Here is a 24,802-nt window from a genome sequence, read left to right on the forward strand (position 1 = left end):
GGCAGGAGCGAGAAAAGCTGAAGGCTGCCCAAGGCAGCCTTCAGCTATGAAACATGTTTACCGGACACTAGTGACGCAGAGCGTGGGAACGATCAACTCCCCGCGGTGGTTGTGCCACCATCGCGAGCATGCTCGCTCCTACAGGTCCTACCTTCCTAGGCACTGGCATCGGCTTCATGCGCATCGGCGAAGGCCATGAGCACGTCCAGGTCGAGCACATCCAGCTTGATCCTCGAGATAAACGCAGAGAAGGCCAGATTGGCGGCGAGCAGGCGCAGGTCCGAGGCCCAGGCCGGCAGATGGACTGGCCCCTGGAGCCAACCGGACTCGAAGAGCGGGGCCAGGCGTACGGTGTCCCCCAGGCTCAGGCGCCCGGCGAACAGATAGCCGACCAGTTCCGGTCGGTTGTCGCGGATCGCGATGCGCAGCAAGGTGTGCACGCCAAGCAAGCCGGTCAGGTAGGCCGCATCCTTGGTGAACGCCGAACCGCCGTGCAGATCCGCACCGCGAAATACCCGCTGGGTCGAGCGGAAGGATTCCTCCTGGGTCTGGCCGGCAGCAAGAAAACCTTCGAACACCTGGATGAAATCGGCGCCATCGAGCGCCTGTTGCACCGCGAGCACACGCAAGGCGAGGCGACGCAGGCGGTTGATGTCCATGCTGCCGGTGAACAGCTCGGCGAGGGTGGCGATACCTTCCTGGGTCTGGGTGGTACGCGGTGCTCCCAGGCCAAGACTCTTGAGGTTTGATTGCAACGCGCCGTTCTGCGCCGTGGCGACATGCACGAAAGCCTCGTGCTGCAACAGCTGGTTCTTGTCCAGTTGCGAAAACAGTGCGCTGGCCCGCAGGCGAATGCGGCTCGCCCCGGCAATGGCCTTGGCGGCCAGGGTCGGATCGAGCACCACTGTGATCCGGCCCGGGCCGAAGAAACGGTCCAGTTCCGGTTGCATCCAGGCGGCGAAGGCCTCGGCCGGGATCTCAGCGGGGCTCGGAGGAATCCGCGCTCCGCCCAGAAGGGCGTCGGTGGTCTTGAGGAAGAAGTGGGCCGCGTCCAGCATGCTCAGGTTCAGGCTCGGATAGTAGAAGTCCGGACGCCGATACAAGGCTGACGAATACTGGGTAAAGGCGGGCGTGCCTATGGCACCGAGCATGTGCCCGGCCGTGGCATAGCTGCGCGCGGTCATGGCCAGGTGGCGCCCGGCTGGATGCCCCTCATCGCAGCGACCGATAAAGGCTTCGAGCGCACAAATGTCGGCGCCGTGATCACGCGGGCGCAACTCGACCTTGGGCAATTGCGCTTGTCCGGCGCGCCAGCGCGCCAGGAAATCTTCCTCGACCCCCTCCGGCCAGGCCAAGGCATCCAGCACGCGGATCTTGCGCACCAGACCGGGCAGGGCGGCATCGAGTTCGGACAGGGGAGCGCTGCTCACGCACATCTCCATGGGCAATCAGGTTCAATTGTAAAAGCTTAGTCGGTGCCGAGGCCTCGCGGTGCGACGGTGCAGTCTGAATCGCCAGCGAAACAAGCTTTTCAAACTACACTGAAAATTTGTTGAAACTGCCCAGTGATAAAAGACCGCTGCCGTGGCCTGTCTCAAAGGGCCTCACGTGGATGCGGCCGTGCGAGGATGACTGCATGCAAGGTACAGCAGAGCAAAAGCGGGCACGGGTACTTGATCCGGTCGATCGCGTGACTGAAGTGATCTTTGGCCTGCTCATGGCAATGACCTTCACCGGAACCATCAGCGTGGCAACATCTGGCCAGGAGGCGGAACGCACGATGATGTTCGCAGCGCTGGGTTGCAACCTGGCCTGGGGGCTTGCCGACGCAGTGATGTATTTACTGCGCAGCCTGATCGAGCGCACGCGCAAACGTACGCTGTTCACCGCCCTGAGCGGCGCAGCGGATGCGGCGACCGGGCAAGCGCTGATTGCCGATGCACTGCCACCACGTCTCGTCGCCGCGGCCGGTCCCGAAGAGCTGGAGTCGCTGCGTCTGCGCTTGGTCAAATTTGCCAACACGTCGGTGCAGCCACGCCTTACCTGGGACGACATCAGGGGCGCGGTCGGGGTGTTCCTGTTGGTGGTGGCATCGACATTTCCCCTCGTGGTGCCGTTTCTGTTGCTCGACCAGACAGCGCTTGCCGTACGCCTGTCCAACCTGGTCGGGCTGGTGGTGCTGTTCCTCGCCGGTTGGATACTGGCGCGCTATGCCGGCGCAAAACCCTGGGTTGGCGGCGTTGCGATGGCGGTCACCGGTGCCGTGCTGATCGTCGCGATCATTGCACTCGGTGGCTGAGCAGCCAGCAATCACACTGCGTACCTGTCGACAACCCGTTTTCCTGAGGTCTTGGTCATGGCAAAGGACAAAAAGAAAGCCGCTAAGGGTTATCCCGCACAAAGCCTGAAGCTGAAGAACAGCGATTACCTTGAGCAACTGCGCCTGCTGCACGTCGAGTTGGTCAAATTGCAGGAATGGGTAAAAGCCAAGGGCATCAAGATCTGCATTGTCTTCGAGGGGCGCGACGGCGCCGGCAAGGGCGGGACCATCAAGGCACTGACCGAGCGTGTGAGCCCGCGGGTGTTTCGCGTGGTGGCGCTACCGGCACCGACTGATCGGGAAAAAAGCCAGATGTATGTCCAGCGCTACCTGCCGCACCTGCCGGCAGCTGGCGAAGTGGTGATCTTTGATCGCAGTTGGTACAACCGTGCGGGCGTGGAGCGGGTGATGGGGTTCTGCACTAAGGAGCAGGTTGCACGGTTTCTGAAAACGGTGCCCAACGTGGAGCGGGCGATTGTCGATTCGGGCATTATTTTGCTTAAGTATTGGCTGGAAGTCAGTCCTGAGGAACAGACCCGACGGCTGGAAGAGCGTATCAAGGATGGGCGCAAAATCTGGAAGCTTACCCCCATGGATCTCAAATCCTACAGCCGTTGGTATGACTACTCGCGAGCCCGTGACGACATGTTCCAGGCGACCGACACCGAGCACGCCCCCTGGTTGGTCGCCAACTCAAACGACAAGCGCCGCGCGCGGCTGAACATCATTTCTGATTTGCTCAGCCGTGTTCCCTATGAGGACGTCGCACGCGAGAAGGTGGTGTTACCCAAGCGGCAGAAGCCTGGCGGTTATCGCGAGCCGGATTATCCGCTGCGGCGAATTCCCGAAAAATTCTGAGAGGCACCTTCCGCGGCGCTATGCCGGACACTAAAGGCCATAGACACATGAGCCATTCGGATATTTCGCCGCCCACCCCGGAACCGGGTCGCATTGCACCTCGCGATAGCGGCGACGGCAACGGCTGGAGCCGTTGGCTCCCCGGGCTTGTTACGCTGCGAAAGTACCAGATAGCCTGGTTGCGCCATGACATCATGGCCGGCCTGGTGCTCACCACCATGCTGGTGCCCGTCGGCATCGCCTACGCCGTGGCGTCAGGCGTGCCCGGCATCTATGGCCTGTACGCGACCATCGTTCCGCTCATCGCTTATGCACTGTTCGGCCCCAGCCGGATCCTGGTGCTGGGGCCGGATTCCTCGCTGGCGGCCGTGATCCTTGCCGTCGTCTTGCCACTGTCGGGCGGCGACCCTCATCGCGCGGTTGCCCTGGCGAGCATGATGGCGATCGTGTCGGGCGCCGTGTGCATCCTGGCGGGCATCGCACGCCTGGGCTTCATTACCGAGCTGCTGTCCAAACCGATCCGTTACGGCTACATGAACGGCATCGCCATCACGGTGTTGATCAGTCAATTGCCGAAAATCTTCGGTTTTTCGATCGAGTCCGACGGTCCGTTCAGAAACCTGTGGGCGATCACCACCGGGGTGATGGAGGGCAAGGCCAACTGGACCACTTTCCTTGTGGGCGCCGCCACGCTGGCGGTGATCCTGCTGCTCAAAGGCCACAAGCGTATCCCGGGCATCCTCATCGCCGTGGCAGGCGCGACCATTGCCGTGGGTGTGCTGGGCCTGGCCAAGGGCGCGGGTGTGGCGGTCCTCGGTGCGCTTCCCCAAGGTTTACCAGCGTTCGCGATCCCCTGGATCACCCGCGACGACCTGGTCCCGGTGATTATCGGCGGTTGCGCCGTCGCCCTTGTTTCGTTTGCCGACACCAGCGTGCTCTCGCGGGTCTACGCGGCGCGCACCCGTACCTATGTCAACCCGAACCAGGAGATGGCGGGGCTGGGCTTTGCCAATCTGGCGGCGGGGTTTTTCCAGGGTTTTCCCATCAGCAGCAGTTCTTCACGCACGCCCGTGGCTGAAGCCGCCGGCGCCAAGACCCAGTTGACCGGCGTGGTCGGCGCACTGGCGGTCGCAGTGCTGTTGATGGTGGCGCCGAACCTGCTGGAAAACCTGCCCAACAGCGCACTGGCAGCCGTGGTGATCGCCTCGGCCATTGGCTTGATCGAAGTTACCGACCTGCGACGCATTTATCGTATCCAGCGCTGGGAGTTCTGGCTGTCGATCGCCTGCACCATTGGCGTCGCCGTGTTCGGGGCGATCGAGGGTATCGCCCTGGCTATCGTGATCGCCGTTATCGAGTTCCTGTGGGATGGCTGGCGGCCGTACTCCGCAGTGCTGGGGCAAGCCGAGGGGGTCAAGGGCTACCACGACATCCAGCGTTATCCGAACGCGCACCTGATCCCCGGTCTGGTCTTGTTTCGATGGGATGCGCCATTGTTTTTCGCCAACGCCGAACTGTTCAACGAGCGTGTGCTGAACGCCGTGGCGGCCTCGCCCACGCCGGTGCGCTGGTTGGTCGTGGCGGCGGAGCCGGTCACCAGTGTCGACGTGACCTCGGCCGACATGTTGGCAGAGCTCGACGACACCCTGCACGCGGCGGGCATCAAGTTGTGCGTGGCAGAGATGAAGGACCCGGTCAAGGACAAACTCAAGCGCTTCGGGCTTTTCGCAAGGTTTGGCGAATCGGCGTTTTTTCCCACGGTAGGGGCTGCAGTCGACAACTATCTGGCGATGCACCCCGAGCAATAGCTGGCGGGTTGGAAGGGGTAGTAACGGGCGCCGCTCTTGTCGCCCGGCGCTGTGAACGCCGGACGTATGCGGTCCTTCAGCCCAGATCAGCAGCCTGATGCCGTTCAGGCACCTGGCTCGCCTCATCCCCCCACGTCCGATTTACACGCTGACCGCGGATGACCGCCGGTCGATTGGCGATTTCTTGCGCCCATCTTTGCACGTGGGTGTATTGGTGGGCGGATAGAAATTCGGCAGCCGAATACACGTTGTTGCGCACCAACTGGCCGTACCAGGGCCAGACCGCGATGTCGGCGATGGTGTAGCGGTCACCGGCCAGGTAGGGGCTTTGCGCAAGTCGGCGGTCGAGGACATCCAGTTGCCGCTTGGTCTCCATCGTGAAGCGGTTGATCGGGTATTCGAGCTTCTCCGGCGCGTAGGCGTAGAAGTGCCCGAAGCCGCCGCCCAGGTAAGGCGCCGAACCCATTTGCCAGAACAGCCAGTTCAGGGTTTCGGTGCGTCCCGCGAGATCGGTGGGCAGGAAGGCGCCGAACTTTTCCGCCAGGTAGAGCAGGATCGAACCGGATTCGAACACGCGCAGCGGCGGCTCGACGCTGCGATCCAGCAACGCCGGGATCTTCGAGTTCGGGTTGATCTCGACAAAGCCGCTGGAAAACTGTTCGCCCTCGCTGATGCGTATCAGCCAGGCGTCGTATTCGGCACCGGTATGCCCAAGCGCCAATAGCTCCTCGAGCATGATCGTCACTTTTACGCCATTGGGCGTCGCCAGCGAATACAGTTGCAACGGATGCTTGCCTGTCGGCAGTGTCTTGTCATGGGTCGGGCCGGCAACAGGGCGGTTGATATTGGCAAACTCGCCGCCAGAGGGCGCGTTGTTTTTCCAGACCTTGGGAGGAACATAAGACGCTTTGCTCACGTGATGGACCCCATAGTTCGTTGTGATGACGTTGACCTGGGGTAAAACAGTATGTCGCCGGGGCGCTTCGAGCAACTGCTGTCGATTTCGCAGAGGTCGGTTCGACCAGGGTTCAGGGAATGCATCTGGTTCGATGTTCCCAGGGCAGGAACTTTCACGAGGGCGAATCAGGAGAAGAGTATGCGCAAGCTTATCGTTGCCGCTTTCATCAGCCTCGATGGCGTCATTCAAGCACCCGGCGGGCCTGATGAAGACACCCGCGGCGAGGCGCGCACGGGATCTTTTGAAGAGGTGGAACGGCAGTGACCGCAACGTGCTCCCGGCGACGGCTCGTTGAAGGAGAAGGCCTGATCAGAACAACTCGCGGGTGTAGGTGATGTACACCCGCTCATCGATATCCCGTTGATTAGGGACAGTGCTGCGCAGTGACACGCTCAAGCCTTTAAGCGCCAGTGGAGACCCGTGCGCTTGAAGGCCAGGCCTCAATCCGGCTTCTTTTTCAGCCGGTAAGCCAGTGCCGGTCGCGTCATTCCGAGCAGGCGCGCTGCTTCCGAAACGTTCTGCCCGGCGCGTTCCATGGCACCTTGCAGGAGTTGCTCTTCCATGGCTTCAAGGCTCACTCCAAGATCGAGCAGGCGGCCCACCCACTCATCGGTGGGCGCCAGCTTCTGGCTGATCAAAGCACCTTCGCTCGACAGGCCAATACTGTAGGCCTCGTCGGACTGGTGCGGGAACAGTGCCTCCACGGAAATGCTCTGATTGCTGTCTGTGATGATCACGCCACGTTCGATGAGATTTTGCAGCTCACGGATATTGCCTGGCCAGTCGTAGCGCAAACAGGCCTCGCTGGCGCGATCGGAAAGGCCGAGGGTTTTTTTCTGATAGCTTTGATGCAGCTTTTCAAGGAAGTGCTCAATCAACAGCGGGATGTCTTCGCGACGCTCGCGCAACGCAGGAACCCGCACCGGGTAGACGTTCAATCGGTAATAAAGGTCGGCACGGAAACGTCCTTCCTTCACCGCCTGCGCGAGATCCTCATGCGTAGCACCGATGACGCGCACATCGACAGTGCGCGTCTGGTTATCGCCCACCCGTTCCAGCTCACCCTCCTGCAACACCCGTAGCAGGCTGGCCTGGGCACGAGGCGTCAGTTCGATGATTTCATCGAGAAACAAGGTGCCGCCATGTGCGCGTTCGAAGCGACCCATGCGCGCTTGTTGAGCGCCGGTGTAAGCGCCTTTTTCGACGCCAAACAGCTCCGCTTCAATCAGGTCTGGCGAGATGGCTGCGCAGTTCAGGGCTATGAAAGGACCGCCAGCGCGCTCGCTGCGCAAATGCAGACTGCGCGCGATGACTTCCTTGCCGACGCCGGTTTCACCCAGTAGCAGGACTGAAGCCTTGCCTGGGGCGACTTTGTCGATCAGGTCGCAGGTCTTGCGGTAGATCGCTGACCGGCCGATGCCGTAAAACTGGCCTGCACCCAGTTGCAGGCGCTGGTTCATGTTTTCTACTTGAAGCTGCAGGGTGTGTAATTCATCGATGATTGAATCACTTTGGAAATAGCGCATGAACGTGTCGGCATCCTCCCATTCCTCGGCGGGCTTGCCGATAATCCGACACATTGTGTCCCCGCATCCCCGGCAGCTGACCTCCTTGTAAATGATCTGCCGGCCGATGAAAAACGACGAATAGCTGATTGCGTAGCCCAGGAGCATCCAGCAAATCGGCTGATCGGAATGCAGTTGTTCACTCTGGTGGTTTTCCACTTCGAAAGAGTCTATCCACTCGATGTCGGCATAGAAGGTTCCGGCCTCGATATCGATGTCCATCTTCAACGGACGCACCTTGACCATGCCCTTGAGCGAGTGCAGTTGCGGTCCGATAAGGAACATATCGATGTCACTGGCATTGGGCCGTAGTTTTCGTGCCAGCTGCGCATCCTTGAGCCCGGACTGATAGCCCAGGCGAAGGAAAAAGCCCTTTGCACGTTCTGCTCCGATCATCTCGATCAGCTCCCTGCGAAACGACGCCATCGCCGAAACCTGCATCAGCATCATGCGTTGCTCATCGAGCCAGATCTTTCCTTCGCCGCCGAGAAAGTGCACGCGGTCGGTCAGGTCCTTGAGCTGTGCAGAATGCTCGGAGGCCCGGTATTTCATGGTCATGAAAACAAACCCCTATGTCTTTTTGTTTGTGGGGATAACAGGGCTCCTTGCACCCAGGCTGGGGCGTGACCGAGGGACCGTGTCAGAAAAAGCGATGAAAATTCCTATATAGAACGTCCCGAATTTCAATTGAAAGTCAAATGGATATTCACCGACTGAGCGCCGGGTCTTGGGTCGACATCACGACTGATCCGGAGCGGTTACGGCCTTTGCAGCGACGTTTGTTCATTTGCTCGAACCGCCTGCCCTGGATTGATCAAATCATCAATTCGTCCATGTCGACAGATCTCCGCATGCGAATACTTGCACCCTGCAGGGCCTACTGCGATCTATGTAACCATCTGTTTTTATTAGGTTTATTCTTTATTTAAGATTCCAGCTGTTGCGCTGGCACTCATGTTGCTCTGCATCCCTGCATAACAACAAGGGAGTTTCCGAGCATGAACCCACCTGGCAGCACCTTCGATCAAATGCCGCGCTACGTCCGTGTGCGCAGTGAGCCAGACGCTGCCTTTGTCGAGTTCGATTTCGCCATCGGCTTTCCCGACCTGTACGTCGAGCTTGTCATGCCGCATCAGGCATTCAAGCAGTTTTGTGAAACCCACCACGTCCAGCACATGGACGCGCAGATGTCCCAGGCCCTCGACGCCGATGCGCACAAGTGGCGCTACGGCGAAACCCGTGGCGCCGCAGGTGAACAGGCCCCCCAACAATAATTACAGGAGTCCACACCATGAGTGTCGAGATCAAGACGACGACCGTCGAGACGATCCGCAACACCTTCAGCCATACCCGTCGCCGCTTTGGCGACAAGGTTGCCAGCCGATATCAGGAGGCGAGTTTCGACCTGGAGTCGGCGACCAATTTTCATTACCGGCCGTTGTGGCAACCGGACAAACTGCTCAATGACGCCACCCGCACTGCGGTGGTGATGGCTGACTGGTATGCCGTCAGCGACCCTCGCCAGTACTACTACGGCGCCTACGTCCAGGCCCGGGCCAAGATGCAGGAAAATGCCGAGCATGATTACGCGTTCTGCGAAAAGCGCGACATGCTTGCCGGGCTGTCCGCGCGCAATGTGCAGTTGATCAGCAGGCTGTTGTTGCCGCTTCGGCACGCCGAGATGGGCGCCAACATGAACAACAGCAGCATCGCCGCCGACGGGTTCGGCACGAGCGTCACGCAAATGCACATGTTCCAGGCCATGGATCGCCTGGGCATCGCCCAGTACCTCTCACGGATCGGCCTGATGCTCGATGACGGCGACGTATTGCTGCTGGCCGAGGCCAAGCAACAGTGGCTCGGCGACCCGGCATGGCAAGGCCTGCGCCGCTACGTCGAAGACACCCTGGTGGTTCGCGACTGGTTCGAATTGACCCTGGCGCAAAACCTGGTCAGCGATGGCCTGGTGTACCCGCTGCTGTTCCACAAGCTCGACGAACAACTCTCGGCCAATGGTGCCGGCCAGGTCGGCATGCTCACCGAGTTCATGCGCCTGTGGTTCGCCGAAAGCCAACGCTGGGTCGACGGGCTGCTCAAGACTGTTATCAACGAAAGCCCGGCCAACAAGGACCTGGTGCAAGGCTGGGTCGATCATTGGAGTGCCCGTTGCGTGGAGGCACTCGAGCCCCTGGCGGCCCTGACTCTCGATACGTCCGCGCTGGATACCGTGTGCACCGAGTTCAGCGCACGCCTGAAGAAAATCGGCCTGACAGGAGCCCGCCCATGACTTCCCTCGTCTACATCAACCTGCAGGACACCGACTACGCGCGCTCGATTGTCGACGCGATCGTCCAGGACAACCCGCATGCCGAGATTCAGCACCAACCGTCGATGATCCGCATTGAGGCCAGGGGCCGCCTGGATATCCATCGCGAGACAGTCGAGCAACTGACCGGCAGCCCCTGGGACATCCAGGAAATGCTGATGTACGTCATCACCCTCGGCGGCAATGTCGTGGAAGAGGACGACAGCTTCTCCCTCCACTGGAACAACTGACCGCCGGTTTCAAGCCAGGGTTTGATCCATAACAAGAATTCGGGAGCGCCATCATGGCCGTGAAAAAACGCCTTAATGCCAAAGAAAAATACCGCTGCATGACCCGTGACCTGGACTGGGAGCCCAGCTACCAGACCCACGAGGACATCTACCCGCACGAACGTTTCGAAGGCATCAAGATCACCGATTGGGACAAGTGGGAAGATCCGTTCCGCTTGACCATGGATACCTACTGGAAATACCAGGCTGAGAAAGAGAAAAAACTCTACGCGATCTTCGACGCCTTCTCGCAGAACAATGGGCATACCACGCTGTCGGACGCCCGCTACGTCAACGCGCTGAAGCTGTTCCTGTCCGGTGTGACACCGCTGGAATATCAGGCCTACCAAGGGTTCGCACGGGTTGGACGACAGTTCAGTGGCGCCGGTGCACGAATTGCCTGCCAGATGCAGGCTATCGACGAACTGCGCCACGTACAGACCCAGATTCATGCAATGAGCCACTACAACAAGCACTTCAACGGTTTGCATGATTTCGCCCATATGCATGACCGCGTGTGGTTCCTCTCGGTGCCCAAGTCGTTCTTCGAGGACGCGCGGACGGCGGGGCCGTTCGAGTTCCTCACGGCCATCTCGTTTTCGTTCGAGTACGTGCTGACCAATCTGCTGTTCGTTCCTTTCATGTCCGGCGCCGCGTTCAACGGCGACATGGCCACCGTGACCTTCGGCTTCTCCGCACAGTCGGATGAGGCCCGCCACATGACGCTGGGCCTTGAGGTCATCAAGTTTTTGCTGGAGCAACACGAGGACAACGTACCGATCATCCAGCGCTGGATCGACAAGTGGTTCTGGCGTGGTTACCGCTTGCTCACACTGGTCGGGATGATGATGGACTACATGCTGCCCAACAAGGTGATGTCCTGGTCCGAAGCCTGGGGCGTGTATTTCGAAGAGGCGGGCGGGGCATTGTTCAAGGACCTGGAGCGCTACGGTATTCGCCCGCCCAAGCATGTCGAAGAAGCCAATATTGCCAAGGATCACGTCAGCCATCAGGCCTGGTCGATCTTCTATCAGTACAGCCAGGCGACCAACTTCCATACCTGGATGCCGACCGACGAGGAACTGGACTGGCTCTCGTCCAAGTACCCGGACACCTTCGACAAGATCTACCGCCCACGGTTTGAGCACTGGCGCGCGCTCCAGGAGAAGGGCGAGCGTTTCTACAACCCGACCCTGCCGATGCTGTGCCAGATCTGCCAGATCCCACTGTCGTTTGGCGAGCCGGATGACCAGACCACACTCAGCCATCGCAGCACCGAGCACGAAGGCGAGCGTTATCACTTCTGTTCCCAGGGCTGCTGCGACATTTTCCAGTACGAGCCGACCAAGTACATCCAGGCCTGGCTACCGGTGCATCAGATATTGCAGGGCAACTGCGGTGGCGCGGATGTCGAGTCGGTGGTGCGCGACTACTACAACATCGAACCCGGCCAGGACAACTTTGAATACCTGGGCTCCACCGAGCATCGGCGCTGGCAGGACTGGCACCCCAATGATCGTCACAGTGCGCCGGCCAATCCCGTCGACCCGGATCTGCTCAAGACCGGCTGACGCCCTGCGCCGAAGCGGGCCTGCTGGTCTGCTTCAAACCCACCTGACAGGAAGGAAAAAATCATGCCCGTGACCTCCATCGGTGCCTATGAGGCCCAACCCCTGGATCGCCAGGAAAACTTCCATGGCCTGCAACTGGTGTACCTGTGCTGGGAAAAACACCTGATGTTTTGCGCCCCGTTCACTTTCCCGCTGCCACCGGCAATGCCGTTCGCTGACTTCATCGAGCAGGTGGTCAAGCCCTCGATTTCCCAGCACCCGGATGCCAGTCGAGTGGATTTCAGCCAGGCGCTATGGCGCCTGAACGATCAACCGTTCACACCCGACAATGCGGCAAGCCTGATCGATAACGGCATCGACCATAAAAGCCTGCTGCACCTCGCTACTCCGGGCTTGAACGGCATTGCCGGCACCTTCAACTGAGGACACGGTGATGAGCTACCAAGTAACCATCGAGCCTACGGGCGAAACAATCGAAGTGGAGGAGGGCCAGACCATCCTCCAGGCAGCGTTGCGCCAGGGCGTCTGGCTGCCCTTCGCCTGCGGACATGGCACCTGCGCCACCTGCAAGATCCAGGTCCTTGAAGGCGAAGCGGATCTGGGAGCGGCGTCTTCCTTTGCACTGATGGATATCGAGCGTGACGAAGGCAAGGTCCTGGCGTGTTGCGCCATTCCGCAAAGCGACATGGTGATCGAAGCGGACATCGACGCCGACCCTGATTTTCTCGGGCACCCGGTCGAGGACTTCCGCGCAGTGGTCAGTGCGCTGGTGGACTTGTCGCCGACCATCAAGGGCGTGCACCTCAAGCTCGATCGACCCATGGCGTTCCAGGCCGGGCAGTACATCAACCTGCAATTGCCTGGCATCGAAGGCACTCGGGCGTTTTCGCTGGCCAACCCGCCAAGTCGCGCCGACGAAGTGGAACTGCACGTGCGTCGGGTCGAGGGCGGGCGGGTGACCGGCAGGATTCACGATGAACTGAAGGTCGGAGACAGGGTGGAATTGTCCGGGCCGTACGGGCAGTTTTTTGTACGCACCTCGCAAAGCGGTGACTTGATTTTCATCGCGGGCGGCTCGGGATTATCCAGCCCTCAATCGATGATTCTCGATCTGCTGGAGGCAGGGGATACGCGCCAGATCGTGCTGTTCCAGGGGGCGCGCAATCGCGCGGAGCTCTACAACCAGGAACTGTTCGAGGCATTGCAGCGCGACTACGCCAATTTCACCTACGTACCCGCGCTCAGCCAGGCAGAGGACGATGTCGATTGGACGGGGTTCAAAGGCTACGTGCATGACGCCGCGAAGGAGCATTTCGAGGGCCGCTTCAGTACGCGTAAAGCCTACCTGTGCGGGCCACCGGTGATGATCGATTCGGCCATTACTTGCCTGATGCAAGGGCGGCTGTTCGAGCGCGACATCTTCATGGAGCGCTTCTACAGCGCCGCCGATGGCGCCAGCGAAAGCACTCGCTCAGCGTTGTTCAAACGCATCTGAGTTTACCCGCAACACACAACGCCGGACGCTGCTGACCTCCCGAAGGTCGGCAGGGTTTCGGCTGACTATAAAAACAACAAAAGGGTCATCAACCTATGAAAGCCGTACCGCGTACCAAGCGTGGCAATTGCCTTTCCTGTGCCGCAGTGAGCCTGCTGGCGGTAGTCAGTGGCGGGGCGCTGGCCACCGAAAACGGTGGATCTTCCTACCCGATGGGGGCGGAAAACTACATGTCCGGTGCCATGCCACCGCCGGGCTTGTATTCGCAGTTCTATGTCGGCCACTACGAAGCCGACTCGCTACGCGACAATCGGGGTGACAAAGTGCCTGTGGACTTCCGCGTGCGGGCCAACTCCATTGCGCCACGACTGATCTGGGTCACCGAGCAGCAGGTGCTCGGTGGCAACCTGGCGTTCCACGCCATCGTGCCGCTGGTAGACCTCAAGGTTGAGCTCAATGGCCAGTCCCAAAGCAAACAGGGATTGGGCGACATCATCTTCGGGCCGGCGCTGGGCTTCCATCACAGTGACAAGCTACACAGTATTGTCGCCGTGGATTTCATTGCGCCGTCGGGTGAATACGATCGCGATGACCTGGCCAACATCGGACGCAATTACTGGGTAGTCGAACCCGTGGTGGCGGTGTCTTACGTCGACCCCAATGGCCTGAACGTCGACGCGAAAATCATGTATGACTTCAACCGCCGCAACCCCGCGACCGACTACCGTTCCGGCTCGGAACTGCATGCCGATTACGCAGTAGGTTGGGGCCTGGGCAATGGCTGGGTGGTGGGCGTGGGCGGTTACATCGTTCACCAGACCACCGATGACCGGCAGGACGGTGAACGGGTCAAGGACAACAAAGGCAGGGCGCTAGCGATTGGCCCGTCGGTGAAATATACGAGCGATAAAGGCTGGTTTCTGACCGCCAAGTGGGAGCAGGAAACCCAGGTTCGCAACCGCGCGGAAGGTAATGCCTACTGGATGAAATTGACCGTCCCTTTTTGATCGGTCTCCATCGCCGCCCCTAGCGAATACCGCTCACCGCCATGGACTCTGGCGCCCACTGCGCCGTCGACAGCGGTTCGATGTAGCGGATGCCACCGTGGGGGCCGACCACGCCATTGATGTTGTAGGTGCCACGCGACAGGTCGTACGTCATGAACGGGGTGGCATCGGGAACCTGCTGGTCATAGCTCTGGCTGAAGAAGGCGAAGGAGCCCCGATACAGCTGGCCATCGGTGTCGTACTGATCGGAGGCCACCGCGGCCCAGGTATCTTCATCCAGGTAAAAGCGGCGCTTCTGATAGATGTGCTTGGCACCGGGCTTGAGATTGCCCTCGACGACGTAGACCCGGTGTTTTTCCCAGCGCACGTAATCCGGGGCAATGAAATTGGGGGTGGTCAGCGATTTGGCTTCGCGGGCGTAGGTGAGTTTGTAAGTGTTGTACGGCACGATCATTTCCCGCTTGCCTACCAGCGTCCAGTCATACAGCTCCAGCGCACGGGCGGTGCCGGGGTTGGGCGTGTCGTAGGCCAGGATCGAAATCTGCTTGACCCGGCGCTGGGCCGGCATGTACTGCCAGGCGCGGCCAGGAAACTCCGTGGCATTGGTGGCGTTCTTGAGCATGATCGACTCGCCGGCTCGGCGCGCAGGCCCGGTGTAGGACAGTTTCAACTGATAATAGATGTCCGAGCTGCTGAACGGCTTCGACATGTTCTCGTAGATCGGGAAGGACACGTACGCTTCGCCGGTGACCGCCAGGCTCGGCACGCCCGCCGTGTCGACGCTCCAGGAGTCGTACTTGGAATGGATGTTGACGCCCTGGTAGCGCAACAGGAAATTCCACATCGCTTCGGCACCGGACTGCGGGATCGGGAACGGCACGCCGGGCATCACATTGTCGATGGCGGTTCCGCCGTCGAGGGACCTGGCGTTGGTGGCATTCTTGCGACTGTTGTCCAGCACCGCCTGTGGCAACGATGCGGTGCGGTGGGTCGGATACACATCGACTCGAAAGCCAGGGTAGCGCTTGGCCAACGCGACAGTGGTGGCGGTCAGCATGCCTTTGTACGCATCGACGTTCTTGCCGTTGATCACCAGCAGCGGTTTTTCGTGGGCAAAGGGGTCGGGGCGCATGCTGTCGCCGGCCTTGAAACTGGCGGGGGCCGTGGTCAGGCCACCGCTGTAGGGCGGAATGGAACCGTCGGCATTGCCGGCCTGTTCGGCACCCACTCCCGTCAGGCTGGTGCCCAGCCGGGCGGCTTCCTGGCTCGATACATAGGCGTGGGCATCGATGACCAGCCCCATGAGGGGGATGGCTGCCAGAAGACTTTTCACCAATTTCATCTTGTTATTCTCCTGCCAGGCGGACCAGGCAACTCGTGACTCAGAGGCCACGGTCACATCCGTCGGCTCAATTGCCAGAGTTTGTAGCGCTATTAGAAGACCTGCGATTGAGGGGTGCTTCGCATTTGACGACAGATACTTGGCTATTGATGACAGGGGTAGAGCTTCGGCGAGGATGTGGAATGTGTTGGCCAGTGATCCGTCCGGGCCCCACTCCACACGGGTGGGGGCGTGGACGTGAAGGCGGATTATCCTTCAGGCCTCATAAAACCCGCACGTTCTGCAAAGTTGGGGCGAATTCGAAGAGGTGTCTGTCGTGAACCGTTGTTTATCCACTCTGGCCGGTAGCAGTCGCAAGCTTGATGGTGGCGTGATGTTCGGTAATACGCCGCGGCAGTTATGGGCTGAATGGATCAAGCCCGACCAGGACAACCTGGTGGACCTGGCCTCGCGGGGCCTGCTGGTGCAGCAAGGGGGCAAGAATATCCTGGTGCTGGCCGGTGCCAGCGCCTTGCTGGCGCCGCTGCGACGGACCTGCAGCTGTCAGAAACATCCGCCGGGATTGCTCGACAGCCTGGCGCAACAGGGGCTGGCTGAAGGCGATATCAGTGCGGTGGTGCTGACGCATCTGCACGCGCAACTGACTCCCGAACTGAGTGCGGCGATCGAGGAGGGCAATACGCCGCGCTTGCTGTTTCCTGCTGCGCATTACATTACCGGAGAGCGTCACTGGTCCCGTGCGCTTCACAACCATCCCCATGATCGCGCTTTATTCGTCCGCCAGATCGTGCGCAGGCTGCAAGGCAGTGGGCGGCTGGTGCTGGTCGATGACGCGCGCTGCAAAGAGCTCGGCGACGGTTGGCAGTTTCACTTCAGCGATGGCTACACCCCCGGACAATTGATCCCGGAAATCGCCATGCCCGGCGGGCCGGTGGTGTTTGCCGGCGACCTGATTCCCGGTACCCATTGGTTGCGCCTGGACGTAACGACGGCCAACGATCGCAATCCCGAAGGGTTGGTGGGCGAGAAAGAACGGCTGTTGGACCACCTGGTGGCCAGCGGCGGGCGCCTGGTGTTCTCCAGTGATCCGCAGATTGCGATGATCAAGATCATGCGTGATCGACATTCGCGTTACCAGGCGTTTGATACGTACACCACGTTGAGCCGTTTCTCGTGTTGATGCATGCCCTTGCAGGAGGTCTGCTCGCGAAAAACGTCCAGACAACGCGGGTATCCAGACACCCCGCGTCACCGTTAAAGACCATCGCGAGCAAGCTCGCTCCCACAAAGGTCCGTGTGGAACCTGTGGGAGCGAGCCTGCTCGCGAAGAACGTCCGGACAACGCGGGTATCCAGACACCCCGCGTCACCGTTAAAGACCATCGCGAGCAGGCTCGCTCCTACAAAGGTCCGTGTGGAACCTGTAGGAGCGAGCCTGCTCGCGAAAAACGTCCAGACAACGCGGGTATCCAGACACCCCGCGTTTCAGCGTGGCGGCTGCTGACTTCTCAGGAAATCCTGCACCAGGTTCGATCGGTCAAATGACTTGGCCGCCTGCACGGGCGGGTACTCGGCCAGGGTCTTCAAATGGCTGCCGATCAGTTCCCCCATGGGTGCGGCAATCCAGGCGGACTTCTGAACCATGTGGCCGTAGGAGTCGTTGCTGTCGTAGCTCTCGAACGGATCGCTGCGCAGGTTGAACATCAGCGGGGCAAACAACGGTTTTATCGGGGCGTAGTAGTCTTCTTTGGTCGAGAAGTGCAGCTTCCATGGGCCCATGCGCACGGCGGTCAGTTTGCTTTCGATGTAATAGAGCAGGCTGGTGCGTGCGCTGGCGGGTGACTTGCCGGTCCAATAGTCGATGTTGTTGATGCCGTCGATGTACTGCTTCTTCTCGGTTTTCATGCGCTCGACCACATCCGGCACGCCCGCTGCCGCGGCGAGGGTGGTGAACATGTCCTGGTGCGCCTGGATGCCATTCTTGATCTGCCCTGGCTTGATGACACCCGGCCAGCGCAACATCGACGGTACGCGCACGCCGCCTTCATACGTGGTCATTTTCTCGCCACGGAAGGGGGTCGTGGCGCCATGTGGCCAGGAAGCGTGTTCAGGGCCGTTGTCGGTGGAATACCAGACGATGGTGTTCTGATCCAGGCCGTTCTCCTTCAGGAAATCCAGCAACAAACCGATGTCGTGGTCGTGCTGCATCATGCCGCTACCTTGGGTGTCGTCCTCGTGGGTGTATTGGGCAGCAGCGTGTTTCCATTTATCGTTGAGATGGGTGTAGATGTGCATTCTTGTGGTGTTGACCCATACGAAAAATGGCTTGTCGTCGCTCTTCGCCTTGCGCATGAAGTCCATCGCATGAGGGATCAGTTCTGCGCCATCGAAGTCTTCCATTCGCTTGGTCGTTAGTGGTCCGGTGTCTTCGATGACCTGTTTGCCAACCAACCCGAAACGAGGGTCTGTCGTCGTATCGTCCTTGTCCGTGGCGAAGCTGTGCAGCACGCCGCGGGTGGCGAATTTTTTGGCGTAGGCCTGCGGTCCACCCGGATAGTCCTTGGCAAAATTCTGGTAATCGGCGTACTCACTCTGTTCCTCGGTATTGAGGTGGTACAGGTTGCCGAAAAACTCGTCGAAACCATGCACCGTTGGCAAGTTGGGGTTGTTGTCGCCCAAGTGGTTCTTGCCAAACTGACCGGTGCGGTAACCCACCTGTTTCAATACCTCGGCCAGGCTCGGTGAAGCAGCCTGCAGGCCGAGCTTGTCGCCCGGCTGCCCCACGGTGGTCATGCCGGAGCGAATCGGGTACTGGCCGGTGATGAACGCCGCTCGGCCGGCAGTGCAGGAAGGTTGTCCGTAGTGATCGGTAAAGCGAATGCCCTCCATGCCGATCTGGTCGATATTCGGCGTGGTGTAGCCCATGGTGCCCATGCCATAGGCACTCACGTTCTGCCAGCCAATGTCGTCGCCCCAGATGACCAGGATATTGGGCTTGGTCGTCTGGGCCTGTGCCATCGGCGCGGCGAGCATGGCGCAAGCCATGCCTGCCATGGCCAGCCGCTTGATGCTTTCGATCATGAAGTGTCTCCTCATTGTCAAAGTGAATGCCAGGTCAGGGTGAGTCAGGCGAGCAACGTCTCGACCAACTGAGCCCGCAGCTCCGGTTTGCCCGCGTACGGGTCGGGTGGATTGCGCTGCTCGACGATCGCATCGAAGCGCTCGCGCACGGAGCCCATGGCGTGGGGATGCGAGTAGATATAGAAGTTGCGCTGGCGGACAGCCTCGAAGGTCAGGTGGGCGATCTGCTGGGCACTGACCTTGGCCGCGGCAGTAGCCTTCTGGTTCTGCGCCAGAGCCGCCGCCTGGGAGCGTGTCGGTGCGCCGGCATTGGCCAGATCGTTCGGGCGATTCCGAGCGGACAAGCTGATACCGGTGGGTACGAAGTAGGGGCACAGCACCGAGCAGTGCACCTGACAGGAAACCAGCGCGAGGTCGTGGTACAGCGTCTCGCTGAGCGACACCACCGCCTGTTTGGTGAGGTTGTAGGCGCCCAGCGTCGGCGCGTTGAGCAGCCCGGCCATCGAGGCGGTATTGATGATGTGCCCTTCGTAGTCCGGGTCATGCGCAGCGGCCGCCAGCATCAGCGGTGTGAAGATGCGCACCCCGTGGATCACGCTGCGCACGTTGACACCCAGAACCCAGTCCCAGTCCTTTTCACTGTTCTCCCACACAAGGCCGCCGGCGAGCACGCCGGCGTTGTTGAACAGCAGGTGTACGGCGCCGAACTCCGCCACTGCGGCATCGGCCAGAGCCTGGACTTGCGTGGCCTGCGAGACGTCGGTTCGCAGACCGATGACCGAGGCGCCGCGGGCGCGCAGTTCGGCGACCGTGGCCTCGAGCGCGTCAGCCTGGATATCGGCCAGCACCAGCTTTATGCCAAGCCCTGCACTCATCTCGGCGAAAGCCTTGCCGAAACCGGATGCGGCGCCGGTAATCACCGCTACGCGACCCTCGAAGTTCTTCATGACGCCACCGCCAGGGTCTCGAGCGCATGGCGCAGCGCTGCCGGCAGCGGCACCGGCCGGCGCGTCACGCGATCGACGTAGACGTGGACGAAGTGGCCCTGCGCCGAAGCCTCGGTGTTGTCGTTGGCAAACAGACCGACTTCATAGCGCACGCTTGAAGTGCCCAGGCTTGCCACGCGCAGGCCGGCGCGCACCAGGTCGGGGAAGGCGATGGACGAGAAGTAGCTGCAATGGGTGTCGACCACCAGACCGACTACAGGGCATTGCTCGAAGTCGAGCAGGTTCTGCTCCAGCAGCCAGCCGTTGACCACGGTGTCGAACCAGCTGTAGTAGATGACGTTGTTGACGTGACCGTAGACGTCGTTGTCCATCCAGCGTGTGGTGATGTCGCGCAGGTAACGATAGTCGCCGCGCTCATGCGGTAGGGGTTTGTTCATGACTTCAAGCCTCCTGCTTCATGCGGCGCACGCGAATATCCGCCTGCTCTTTGTGGCCGGACATATGTTCATAGCCACACAGCCGCGAGCAGTACTCGCCAATCATCACGCTGGCCTCGTCGGTCAGCACGCGTTGGTAGGTGTGGGTCTTGATGAACTTGCCCACCCACAATCCTCCGGTGTAGCGACCCGCGCCCATCGTCGGCAGTGTGTGGTTGGTGCCGATGACCTTGTCGCCATAGCTCACATTGGTGCGGTGGCCAAGGAACAGGGCGCCGTAACGGGTCATGCGATCGTGATACCAGTCCGGATCCTTGGTCATTACCTGCACATGCTCGGAGCACAAACGCTCGGCGACTTCCAGGGCTTCTTCGTCGGTGTCGCATAGATGGATCTCACCGAAGTCGTTCCAGGCCACGCTAGCGACCGGCGCGGTGTCCAGGCGCGACAGTACCCGGTCGATAGCAGCAGGCAGCTCTTCGGCGATTTTCTTGCTGGTGGTAACGCAATAAGCGGGGGAGGTCGGGCCGTGTTCGGCCTGGCCCAGCAAGTCGACGGCGACCAGTTCAGCGTCCACGGTGTCATCACAGATCACCATGGTTTCGGTAGGGCCGGCGAACAGGTCGATACCGACGCGGCCGAACAGCTGGCGCTTGGCTTCGGCCACATAAGCGTTGCCGGGGCCGACGATCATGTCGACGCCGACGATGCTCTGTGTACCGATCGCCATCGCAGCCACTGCCTGCACGCCGCCAAGGCAGTAGATCTCGTCTGCACCGGCCAAGTGCATCGCCGCAACGATTTCAGGGCACGGCTTGCCTTCGAACGGCGGTGCACAGGCGATCACGCGCTTGACGCCGGCCACCTTGGCGGTGAGCACGCTCATGTGCGCGCTGGCGATCAATGGGTACTTGCCGCCGGGGATATAGCAGCCGACCGAGTTGACCGGAATATTGCGATGGCCGAGTACGACGCCGGGCAAGGTTTCGACCTCGACATCGTGCATCGAATCCTTCTGAATCTGGGCGAAGCGGCGAATCTGATCCTGGGCGAACCGGATGTCGTCGAGCGTCTGCCGGGGCAGACTGGCAATGCAGGCGTCGATCTGTTCCTGGATCAGACGCATGCTTTGCGGCGCCCAGTTGTCGAATTTCTCGGAGTACTCGCGCACCGCTGCATCACCGCGCTGCTCGATGTCGGCGAGGATGCCTTCTACGGTGGCGCGCACCTGGGCTTGATTGCTGGCTTTCGCCTGGGCCGATTGACCCTTTTTGAGTTGTTGAATCACCGGTTATTTCCTCTGGATTGTTTTTGCTTTTGTGAGCTGGGTGTAGAGGTGACGCTACGCGGAGGCGCGCTGTACCAGATGTCCCGGCACCTCGTGGAGCGCCTGGTTGGCGCCGTTGCCAGGGCGACCCTGGCCCAGCAAGCCGAGGGCGCATTCGATCATTTGGCCCAGGGGCTGGTGCACCGTGGTCAGTGAGTTTTCGGGCCAGGCGGCGGCGCGGATGTCGTCGAAGCCGACCACCGCGACATCCTCGGGTACGCGCAGGTGGGTGTTCATCCGCAGGTAACTCAGTACGCCGAGGGCCATCACGTCGTTGGCGCAGAACACCGCGTCGATAGCAGGTTGGCCGACACTGAACAGTCGGGCCGCCGCCTCGCGTGCGCCTTCATAGGTGTATCCACCCTCAACGCAGGCCACCAGGCGTTGACCCTGCGCGGCCAGGCCTCGCTCGAAGCCGCGCAAGCGGTCAGCCGTGGTGGAGATGCCCGGATCGCCGGACACAAAGGCGCAGGCCTGGCGGCGTTGCCCCACCAGATAGTCGGCCACCTCGGCGGCCATGCGCTCGTTATCGCAGCACACCGACCAGACGGTCACGTCCTCGACGCGGCGGTTCATGAACACCAGGCCGACACCCTGGCGTGCGCAAATGTCGGCCATGTGCGAAGACAACTTCGCGGCGGTCACCACGATCCCATCGACCTGGTACTGCAGCAGTTGCGGCAGCAGTTCGTCCGCATCGCCCCCCGGTGGCACCACGAACAGCAGCAGTTGTCGGCCCGCCTGGCGCAGTTGCAGGGAAAGCTCCTCAACCAGAGCCGGATAGAAGGGGTTGGCCATATCGCCGACCACCAGCGCAACGATGCCTGTCTTGCGCTGGTTCAAGGAGCGGGCGATGGCATTGGGTCGATAGCCCAGTTCATCGGCCATGGCGAGGATGCGCACGCGTAGCTTGGCCGAGATACGCGATTGCGCATCGAAGGCGCGAGTGACCGTGGAGGTGGCGACCCCGATGCGTTGCGCAAGGTCCTTGGCGGATACCCGTACGCCGGTCGCGCGGTTTGTTGCAGCGCAGCAATCGCCGGCAGTGCTGTCGTGCTTCATGTCGTTTGGTCCGGTCGCGTCTCAGTCTTGTGCAAACGTGTGCACTCATGGCCCCGATGCTAACGGTGCCGCACTGGCGTGAGCTCCCCCCAAAGAGAGGGGGGCGACCGGCTCGCCATGCACATAGCCTGTGTGAAATGGCGAAAAGCAGTGGACGAGATCCACACTGAAGGAGACGATATGCGCAGTTCGGACATGGCCGCTCCAGGCCTGGATACCAATGACGACATTGTGCTCAAACTGCCCGCCAGGCCACGCAAGCAGCCCAGGCAGGCACGTTCGGTGGCCTTGGTCGAAGCCTTGAAAACAGCCGGGCGGGACGTCCTCGAACGGGAAGGGCGCGAAGCGCTGTCGATCTATCGTCTTTCCGATTATTCCGGGGTGGCGATCAGTTCCATCTACGAATACTTCCCTACGATGGAATCGCTGATCGCGGCTATTTTCGAGGATTACCGCGCTGATACCCGCCAGCAAATCATCCTCGAGATCCATGCACTGCCTGCATCGGCGACGCTGTATGACGGCATCGAATTGGTGTTGCGCACCGGCCTTGCAGCCTTGCATCGCTGGGAGCAGATCGACTCGCAATTGAGCATCAAGGCCGCCTACTACGCTGAACTGGTGCGCCTGGACATCGTCAAGCCGGAGCGTTTCTGGATCTCGAAGGTCATGCCAGCCCTGGTACAACGCTTCTGCAACGAGGTTCGGGTGCGTGATCGCGAGAAGGCGGGCTTCCTTGCCTATCAGGCGGTCACTGCGTTGCCCCGGGCGTTGCTGATCGAAAAACCGGATTTCCTGCTTGAAGAGGACACCGTTCGCATGCTGGCGCGCATGCTCCATGCCTTGCTGACGACGGCGGATGAACAGTGACGCCGCCAGCGCAGGCAGGTTCGCTTGGCGCAACTGAAGCGGGCCTACCCGCTTCGAGGGGGCAGAAGGAGCGTAAGTCGTCCTAAGGTGGCGTAAAGGCGTTCATCGCCAGAGCCCATCTTTTTGGAGGTAATTGAATGATCCCGCGCACTCTCTTCGATCATGAACATGAAGCGTTTCGCGATAGCGTAAAACGTTTTCTCGCGCAGCAATGCACGCCGTTCCATGAACAGTGGGAAGAGGATCATCGGGTTCCCCGGCAGATCTGGGAGCGCGCCGGTGAGCTGGGCATGCTCAACGCCACGACCCCCCAGGCCTATGGCGGCCTGGGTTTGGACCGGCGCTTTTCGATGATCGCCGTCGAGGAAGTGGCCCGCGCCGGGCTTTCCGGCTTGAATGGCTTCAATGTGCACGACATCTGCGCCGGCTACCTGATCAACTTCGGCACCGAAGAGCAGAAACAGCAATGGCTGCCGAAAATGGCCAGCGGAGAAGTCATCTCTGCCGTGGCCATGACCGAACCCGATACCGGCTCCGATCTGCAAGCGGTCAAGACCCGCGCCGTGCTCGACGGTGATGACTACGTGATCAATGGCGCCAAGACGTTCATTTCCAATGGCACCAACAGCGACCTTATCGTGGTGATCGCCAAGACCGGTAATACCGGCAAAGGCTCGCGGGACATCTCGCTGATCCTGGTGGAGGCCGACCGGGTCGGCGTCACCAAGTCCAAACCGCTGCGCAAGGTCGGCCTGCATGCCCAGGACACCACCATGCTGTTCTTCCAGGACGTGCGAGTGCCCAAGGACAACATCCTGGGGGGCGAGCCTGGCCAGGGGTTCTACCAATTGATGAAGGAGCTGGCCTGGGAGCGCCTGAGCATTGGTATCCTGGCCATTGCGGCAAGCCAGGCGGTGCTCGAGCAGACCATTGACTACACGCGCGAGCGCAAGGCATTCGGTACGCCGATCATCGAATTCCAGAATTCGCGCTTCAAGCTGGCGGACCTCAAGACCGAAATCGTCATCGGCCAGACCTACATCGATCGCTGCATGGAGCTCATCCTGCAAAACGAACTGAGCCCGCAGGCAGCGGCGGCGGCCAAGCTTTGGTGCACCGAACTGTATTCCAAGGTAGTGGATCAGTGCGTGCAGCTGCATGGCGGTAACGGCTATATGCTGGAGTACCCGGTTGCCCGTCATTACCTGGACAGCCGCGTCAACCGCATCTACGGTGGAGCCAACGACATCATGCGCGAACTGGTAGCGCGAACCCTCTGAATTGGCCTCACGTCTACCTGGCCTCTTGTAGGAGCGAGCATGCTCGCGATGGACGTCAACGATGACGCGTGCTGCCTGAATGATCGCGTTGTTCAAGCGTTTATCGCGAGTATGCTCGCTCCTACAGGGTAGCCCCCCTCGATTGTGGGGGGTGGGCTGTCTGTTTTCCCCGCCACAATCCTGCGCGCAACCATGACACGCGCTGTCTTTTAGCGGTGTTCGGGTAAATAATCCGACAATCGCCATAAATGTGGCCATACCTCGCCGATTCGTATCGACC

At 60.5% G+C, this 24,802-nt stretch carries 22 protein-coding genes and 1 pseudogene; 14 read left to right on the forward strand and 9 right to left on the reverse strand.

The window, feature by feature from the left end:
• Positions 1-155: 155 nt before the first annotated feature.
• A complete protein-coding gene (locus tag AC3WWR_RS21275; protein ID WP_454865833.1) occupies positions 156-1,430 on the reverse strand; it encodes a peptidase MATCAP family protein in 1,275 nt (424 codons plus the stop codon).
• A gap of 206 nt (positions 1,431-1,636) precedes the next feature.
• On the opposite strand from AC3WWR_RS21275, the gene AC3WWR_RS21280 reads away from it, so the two are divergent.
• Genes AC3WWR_RS21280 through AC3WWR_RS21290 form a run of 3 tightly spaced genes read left to right on the forward strand, consistent with a single transcriptional unit; the run spans position 1,637 to position 4,986 of the window.
• Positions 1,637-2,299, forward strand: coding sequence for a VIT1/CCC1 transporter family protein (locus AC3WWR_RS21280; protein ID WP_083349023.1), 663 nt, complete (start codon positions 1,637-1,639; stop codon positions 2,297-2,299).
• Positions 2,300-2,356: 57 nt separating this feature from the next.
• A complete protein-coding gene (ppk2, locus tag AC3WWR_RS21285; protein ID WP_020800806.1) occupies positions 2,357-3,178 on the forward strand; it encodes a polyphosphate kinase 2 in 822 nt (273 codons plus the stop codon).
• Between the two features lie 47 nt (positions 3,179-3,225).
• Positions 3,226-4,986 carry a SulP family inorganic anion transporter gene (locus AC3WWR_RS21290; RefSeq protein ID WP_432669568.1) on the forward strand — a complete coding sequence of 587 codons (1,761 nt, stop codon included), beginning with the start codon at positions 3,226-3,228 and terminating at the stop codon, positions 4,984-4,986.
• Between the two features lie 76 nt (positions 4,987-5,062).
• Here the strand turns inward: AC3WWR_RS21290 and yghU are convergent, their stop codons facing one another.
• Positions 5,063-5,902 (reverse strand): glutathione-dependent disulfide-bond oxidoreductase, encoded by an 840-nt coding sequence (yghU, locus tag AC3WWR_RS21295; protein ID WP_020800808.1) that lies wholly within the window; start codon positions 5,900-5,902, stop codon positions 5,063-5,065.
• 123 nt (positions 5,903-6,025) lie between these two features.
• Here yghU and AC3WWR_RS21300 point away from each other — a divergent pair.
• Positions 6,026-6,166 (forward strand): annotated as a pseudogene (locus AC3WWR_RS21300) (dihydrofolate reductase family protein); the annotation flags it as partial.
• A gap of 218 nt (positions 6,167-6,384) precedes the next feature.
• Here AC3WWR_RS21300 and AC3WWR_RS21305 read toward each other — a convergent pair.
• Positions 6,385-8,067: a sigma-54-dependent Fis family transcriptional regulator gene (locus tag AC3WWR_RS21305; protein ID WP_083349026.1), complete on the reverse strand. Its 1,683-nt coding sequence runs from the start codon at positions 8,065-8,067 to the stop codon at positions 6,385-6,387.
• A gap of 440 nt (positions 8,068-8,507) precedes the next feature.
• Here AC3WWR_RS21305 and AC3WWR_RS21310 point away from each other — a divergent pair, with 440 nt between their 5' ends.
• The 7 genes from AC3WWR_RS21310 to AC3WWR_RS21340 all read left to right on the forward strand — a co-directional run bounded on the left by AC3WWR_RS21310 (position 8,508) and on the right by AC3WWR_RS21340 (position 14,177).
• Positions 8,508-8,783, forward strand: coding sequence for a phenol hydroxylase subunit (locus tag AC3WWR_RS21310; RefSeq protein ID WP_492599037.1), 276 nt, complete (start codon positions 8,508-8,510; stop codon positions 8,781-8,783).
• A 17-nt stretch (positions 8,784-8,800) separates the two neighbouring features.
• Positions 8,801-9,796 carry an aromatic/alkene monooxygenase hydroxylase subunit beta gene (locus AC3WWR_RS21315; RefSeq protein ID WP_020800813.1) on the forward strand — a complete coding sequence of 332 codons (996 nt, stop codon included), beginning with the start codon at positions 8,801-8,803 and terminating at the stop codon, positions 9,794-9,796.
• Positions 9,793-10,065, forward strand: coding sequence for an MmoB/DmpM family protein (locus AC3WWR_RS21320; protein ID WP_020800814.1), 273 nt, complete (start codon positions 9,793-9,795; stop codon positions 10,063-10,065). The genes AC3WWR_RS21315 and AC3WWR_RS21320 overlap by 4 nt, the downstream gene beginning before the upstream one ends.
• Before the next feature lie 53 nt (positions 10,066-10,118).
• Positions 10,119-11,675, forward strand: coding sequence for an aromatic/alkene/methane monooxygenase hydroxylase/oxygenase subunit alpha (locus AC3WWR_RS21325; protein WP_020800815.1), 1,557 nt, complete (start codon positions 10,119-10,121; stop codon positions 11,673-11,675).
• Positions 11,676-11,738: 63 nt separating this feature from the next.
• Positions 11,739-12,098, forward strand: coding sequence for a phenol hydroxylase subunit P4 (locus AC3WWR_RS21330; RefSeq protein WP_083349029.1), 360 nt, complete (start codon positions 11,739-11,741; stop codon positions 12,096-12,098).
• Positions 12,099-12,108: 10 nt separating this feature from the next.
• Positions 12,109-13,170, forward strand: a complete 1,062-nt coding sequence (locus AC3WWR_RS21335; protein WP_179053775.1) for an NADH:ubiquinone reductase (Na(+)-transporting) subunit F — start codon at positions 12,109-12,111, stop codon at positions 13,168-13,170.
• 95 nt (positions 13,171-13,265) lie between these two features.
• Positions 13,266-14,177, forward strand: coding sequence for a SphA family protein (locus AC3WWR_RS21340; RefSeq protein WP_432669570.1), 912 nt, complete (start codon positions 13,266-13,268; stop codon positions 14,175-14,177).
• Positions 14,178-14,196: 19 nt separating this feature from the next.
• Here the strand turns inward: AC3WWR_RS21340 and AC3WWR_RS21345 are convergent, their stop codons facing one another.
• Positions 14,197-15,519: a DUF1329 domain-containing protein gene (locus AC3WWR_RS21345; protein ID WP_020800819.1), complete on the reverse strand. Its 1,323-nt coding sequence runs from the start codon at positions 15,517-15,519 to the stop codon at positions 14,197-14,199.
• Between the two features lie 316 nt (positions 15,520-15,835).
• Between AC3WWR_RS21345 and AC3WWR_RS21350 the strand changes: the two genes are divergently transcribed.
• The gene (locus AC3WWR_RS21350) at positions 15,836-16,699 is read left to right on the forward strand and encodes an MBL fold metallo-hydrolase (RefSeq protein ID WP_020800820.1); all 864 of its coding nucleotides are present in this window, start codon (positions 15,836-15,838) and stop codon (positions 16,697-16,699) included.
• Positions 16,700-17,003: 304 nt separating this feature from the next.
• Here the strand turns inward: AC3WWR_RS21350 and AC3WWR_RS21355 are convergent, their stop codons facing one another.
• From AC3WWR_RS21355 to AC3WWR_RS21375, 5 genes are read right to left on the reverse strand one after another with little or no spacing between them, the layout of a single operon-like run.
• On the reverse strand, positions 17,004-18,599 hold the full coding sequence (locus AC3WWR_RS21355) for an arylsulfatase (protein ID WP_020796394.1): 1,596 nt from the start codon (positions 18,597-18,599) through the stop codon (positions 17,004-17,006).
• A 44-nt stretch (positions 18,600-18,643) separates the two neighbouring features.
• The gene (locus AC3WWR_RS21360) at positions 18,644-19,546 is read right to left on the reverse strand and encodes an SDR family oxidoreductase (RefSeq protein ID WP_020796395.1); all 903 of its coding nucleotides are present in this window, start codon (positions 19,544-19,546) and stop codon (positions 18,644-18,646) included.
• Complete coding sequence (locus tag AC3WWR_RS21365; RefSeq protein WP_020796396.1) at positions 19,543-19,983, reverse strand: acyl-CoA thioesterase; 441 nt, start codon at positions 19,981-19,983, stop codon at positions 19,543-19,545. Before AC3WWR_RS21365 ends, AC3WWR_RS21360 begins: the two co-directional genes overlap by 4 nt.
• Positions 19,984-19,987: 4 nt before the next feature.
• Positions 19,988-21,271, reverse strand: coding sequence for a histidinol dehydrogenase (gene hisD / locus AC3WWR_RS21370; RefSeq protein WP_492599038.1), 1,284 nt, complete (start codon positions 21,269-21,271; stop codon positions 19,988-19,990).
• 54 nt (positions 21,272-21,325) lie between these two features.
• A complete protein-coding gene (locus tag AC3WWR_RS21375; RefSeq protein WP_492599039.1) occupies positions 21,326-22,372 on the reverse strand; it encodes a LacI family DNA-binding transcriptional regulator in 1,047 nt (348 codons plus the stop codon).
• 180 nt (positions 22,373-22,552) lie between these two features.
• Between AC3WWR_RS21375 and AC3WWR_RS21380 the strand changes: the two genes are divergently transcribed.
• Both AC3WWR_RS21380 and AC3WWR_RS21385 read left to right on the forward strand, forming a co-directional pair.
• Complete coding sequence (locus AC3WWR_RS21380) at positions 22,553-23,242, forward strand: TetR/AcrR family transcriptional regulator (protein WP_454865840.1); 690 nt, start codon at positions 22,553-22,555, stop codon at positions 23,240-23,242.
• A 137-nt stretch (positions 23,243-23,379) separates the two neighbouring features.
• A complete protein-coding gene (locus AC3WWR_RS21385; protein ID WP_020796400.1) occupies positions 23,380-24,522 on the forward strand; it encodes an acyl-CoA dehydrogenase family protein in 1,143 nt (380 codons plus the stop codon).
• Positions 24,523-24,802 lie beyond the last annotated feature (280 nt).

Source organism: Pseudomonas sp. EB271-G4-1, from assembly GCF_058791355.1.

What these genes read in the sequence shown, in the direction of transcription:
- AC3WWR_RS21280 (WP_083349023.1), top strand. Translation starts at nt 1,637, where the DNA reads ATGCAAGGTACAGCAGAGCAAAAGCGGGCACGGGTACTTGATCCGGTC.
- ppk2 (WP_020800806.1), top strand. Translation starts at nt 2,357, where the DNA reads ATGGCAAAGGACAAAAAGAAAGCCGCTAAGGGTTATCCCGCACAAAGC.
- AC3WWR_RS21290 (WP_432669568.1), top strand. Translation starts at nt 3,226, where the DNA reads ATGAGCCATTCGGATATTTCGCCGCCCACCCCGGAACCGGGTCGCATT.
- AC3WWR_RS21305 (WP_083349026.1), bottom strand. Translation starts at nt 8,067, where the DNA reads ATGACCATGAAATACCGGGCCTCCGAGCATTCTGCACAGCTCAAGGAC.
- AC3WWR_RS21310 (WP_492599037.1), top strand. Translation starts at nt 8,508, where the DNA reads ATGAACCCACCTGGCAGCACCTTCGATCAAATGCCGCGCTACGTCCGT.
- AC3WWR_RS21315 (WP_020800813.1), top strand. Translation starts at nt 8,801, where the DNA reads ATGAGTGTCGAGATCAAGACGACGACCGTCGAGACGATCCGCAACACC.
- AC3WWR_RS21320 (WP_020800814.1), top strand. Translation starts at nt 9,793, where the DNA reads ATGACTTCCCTCGTCTACATCAACCTGCAGGACACCGACTACGCGCGC.
- AC3WWR_RS21325 (WP_020800815.1), top strand. Translation starts at nt 10,119, where the DNA reads ATGGCCGTGAAAAAACGCCTTAATGCCAAAGAAAAATACCGCTGCATG.
- AC3WWR_RS21330 (WP_083349029.1), top strand. Translation starts at nt 11,739, where the DNA reads ATGCCCGTGACCTCCATCGGTGCCTATGAGGCCCAACCCCTGGATCGC.
- AC3WWR_RS21335 (WP_179053775.1), top strand. Translation starts at nt 12,109, where the DNA reads ATGAGCTACCAAGTAACCATCGAGCCTACGGGCGAAACAATCGAAGTG.
- AC3WWR_RS21340 (WP_432669570.1), top strand. Translation starts at nt 13,266, where the DNA reads ATGAAAGCCGTACCGCGTACCAAGCGTGGCAATTGCCTTTCCTGTGCC.
- AC3WWR_RS21345 (WP_020800819.1), bottom strand. Translation starts at nt 15,519, where the DNA reads ATGAAATTGGTGAAAAGTCTTCTGGCAGCCATCCCCCTCATGGGGCTG.
- AC3WWR_RS21355 (WP_020796394.1), bottom strand. Translation starts at nt 18,599, where the DNA reads ATGATCGAAAGCATCAAGCGGCTGGCCATGGCAGGCATGGCTTGCGCC.
- AC3WWR_RS21360 (WP_020796395.1), bottom strand. Translation starts at nt 19,546, where the DNA reads ATGAAGAACTTCGAGGGTCGCGTAGCGGTGATTACCGGCGCCGCATCC.
- AC3WWR_RS21365 (WP_020796396.1), bottom strand. Translation starts at nt 19,983, where the DNA reads ATGAACAAACCCCTACCGCATGAGCGCGGCGACTATCGTTACCTGCGC.
- AC3WWR_RS21375 (WP_492599039.1), bottom strand. Translation starts at nt 22,372, where the DNA reads ATGAAGCACGACAGCACTGCCGGCGATTGCTGCGCTGCAACAAACCGC.
- AC3WWR_RS21380 (WP_454865840.1), top strand. Translation starts at nt 22,553, where the DNA reads ATGCGCAGTTCGGACATGGCCGCTCCAGGCCTGGATACCAATGACGAC.
- AC3WWR_RS21385 (WP_020796400.1), top strand. Translation starts at nt 23,380, where the DNA reads ATGATCCCGCGCACTCTCTTCGATCATGAACATGAAGCGTTTCGCGAT.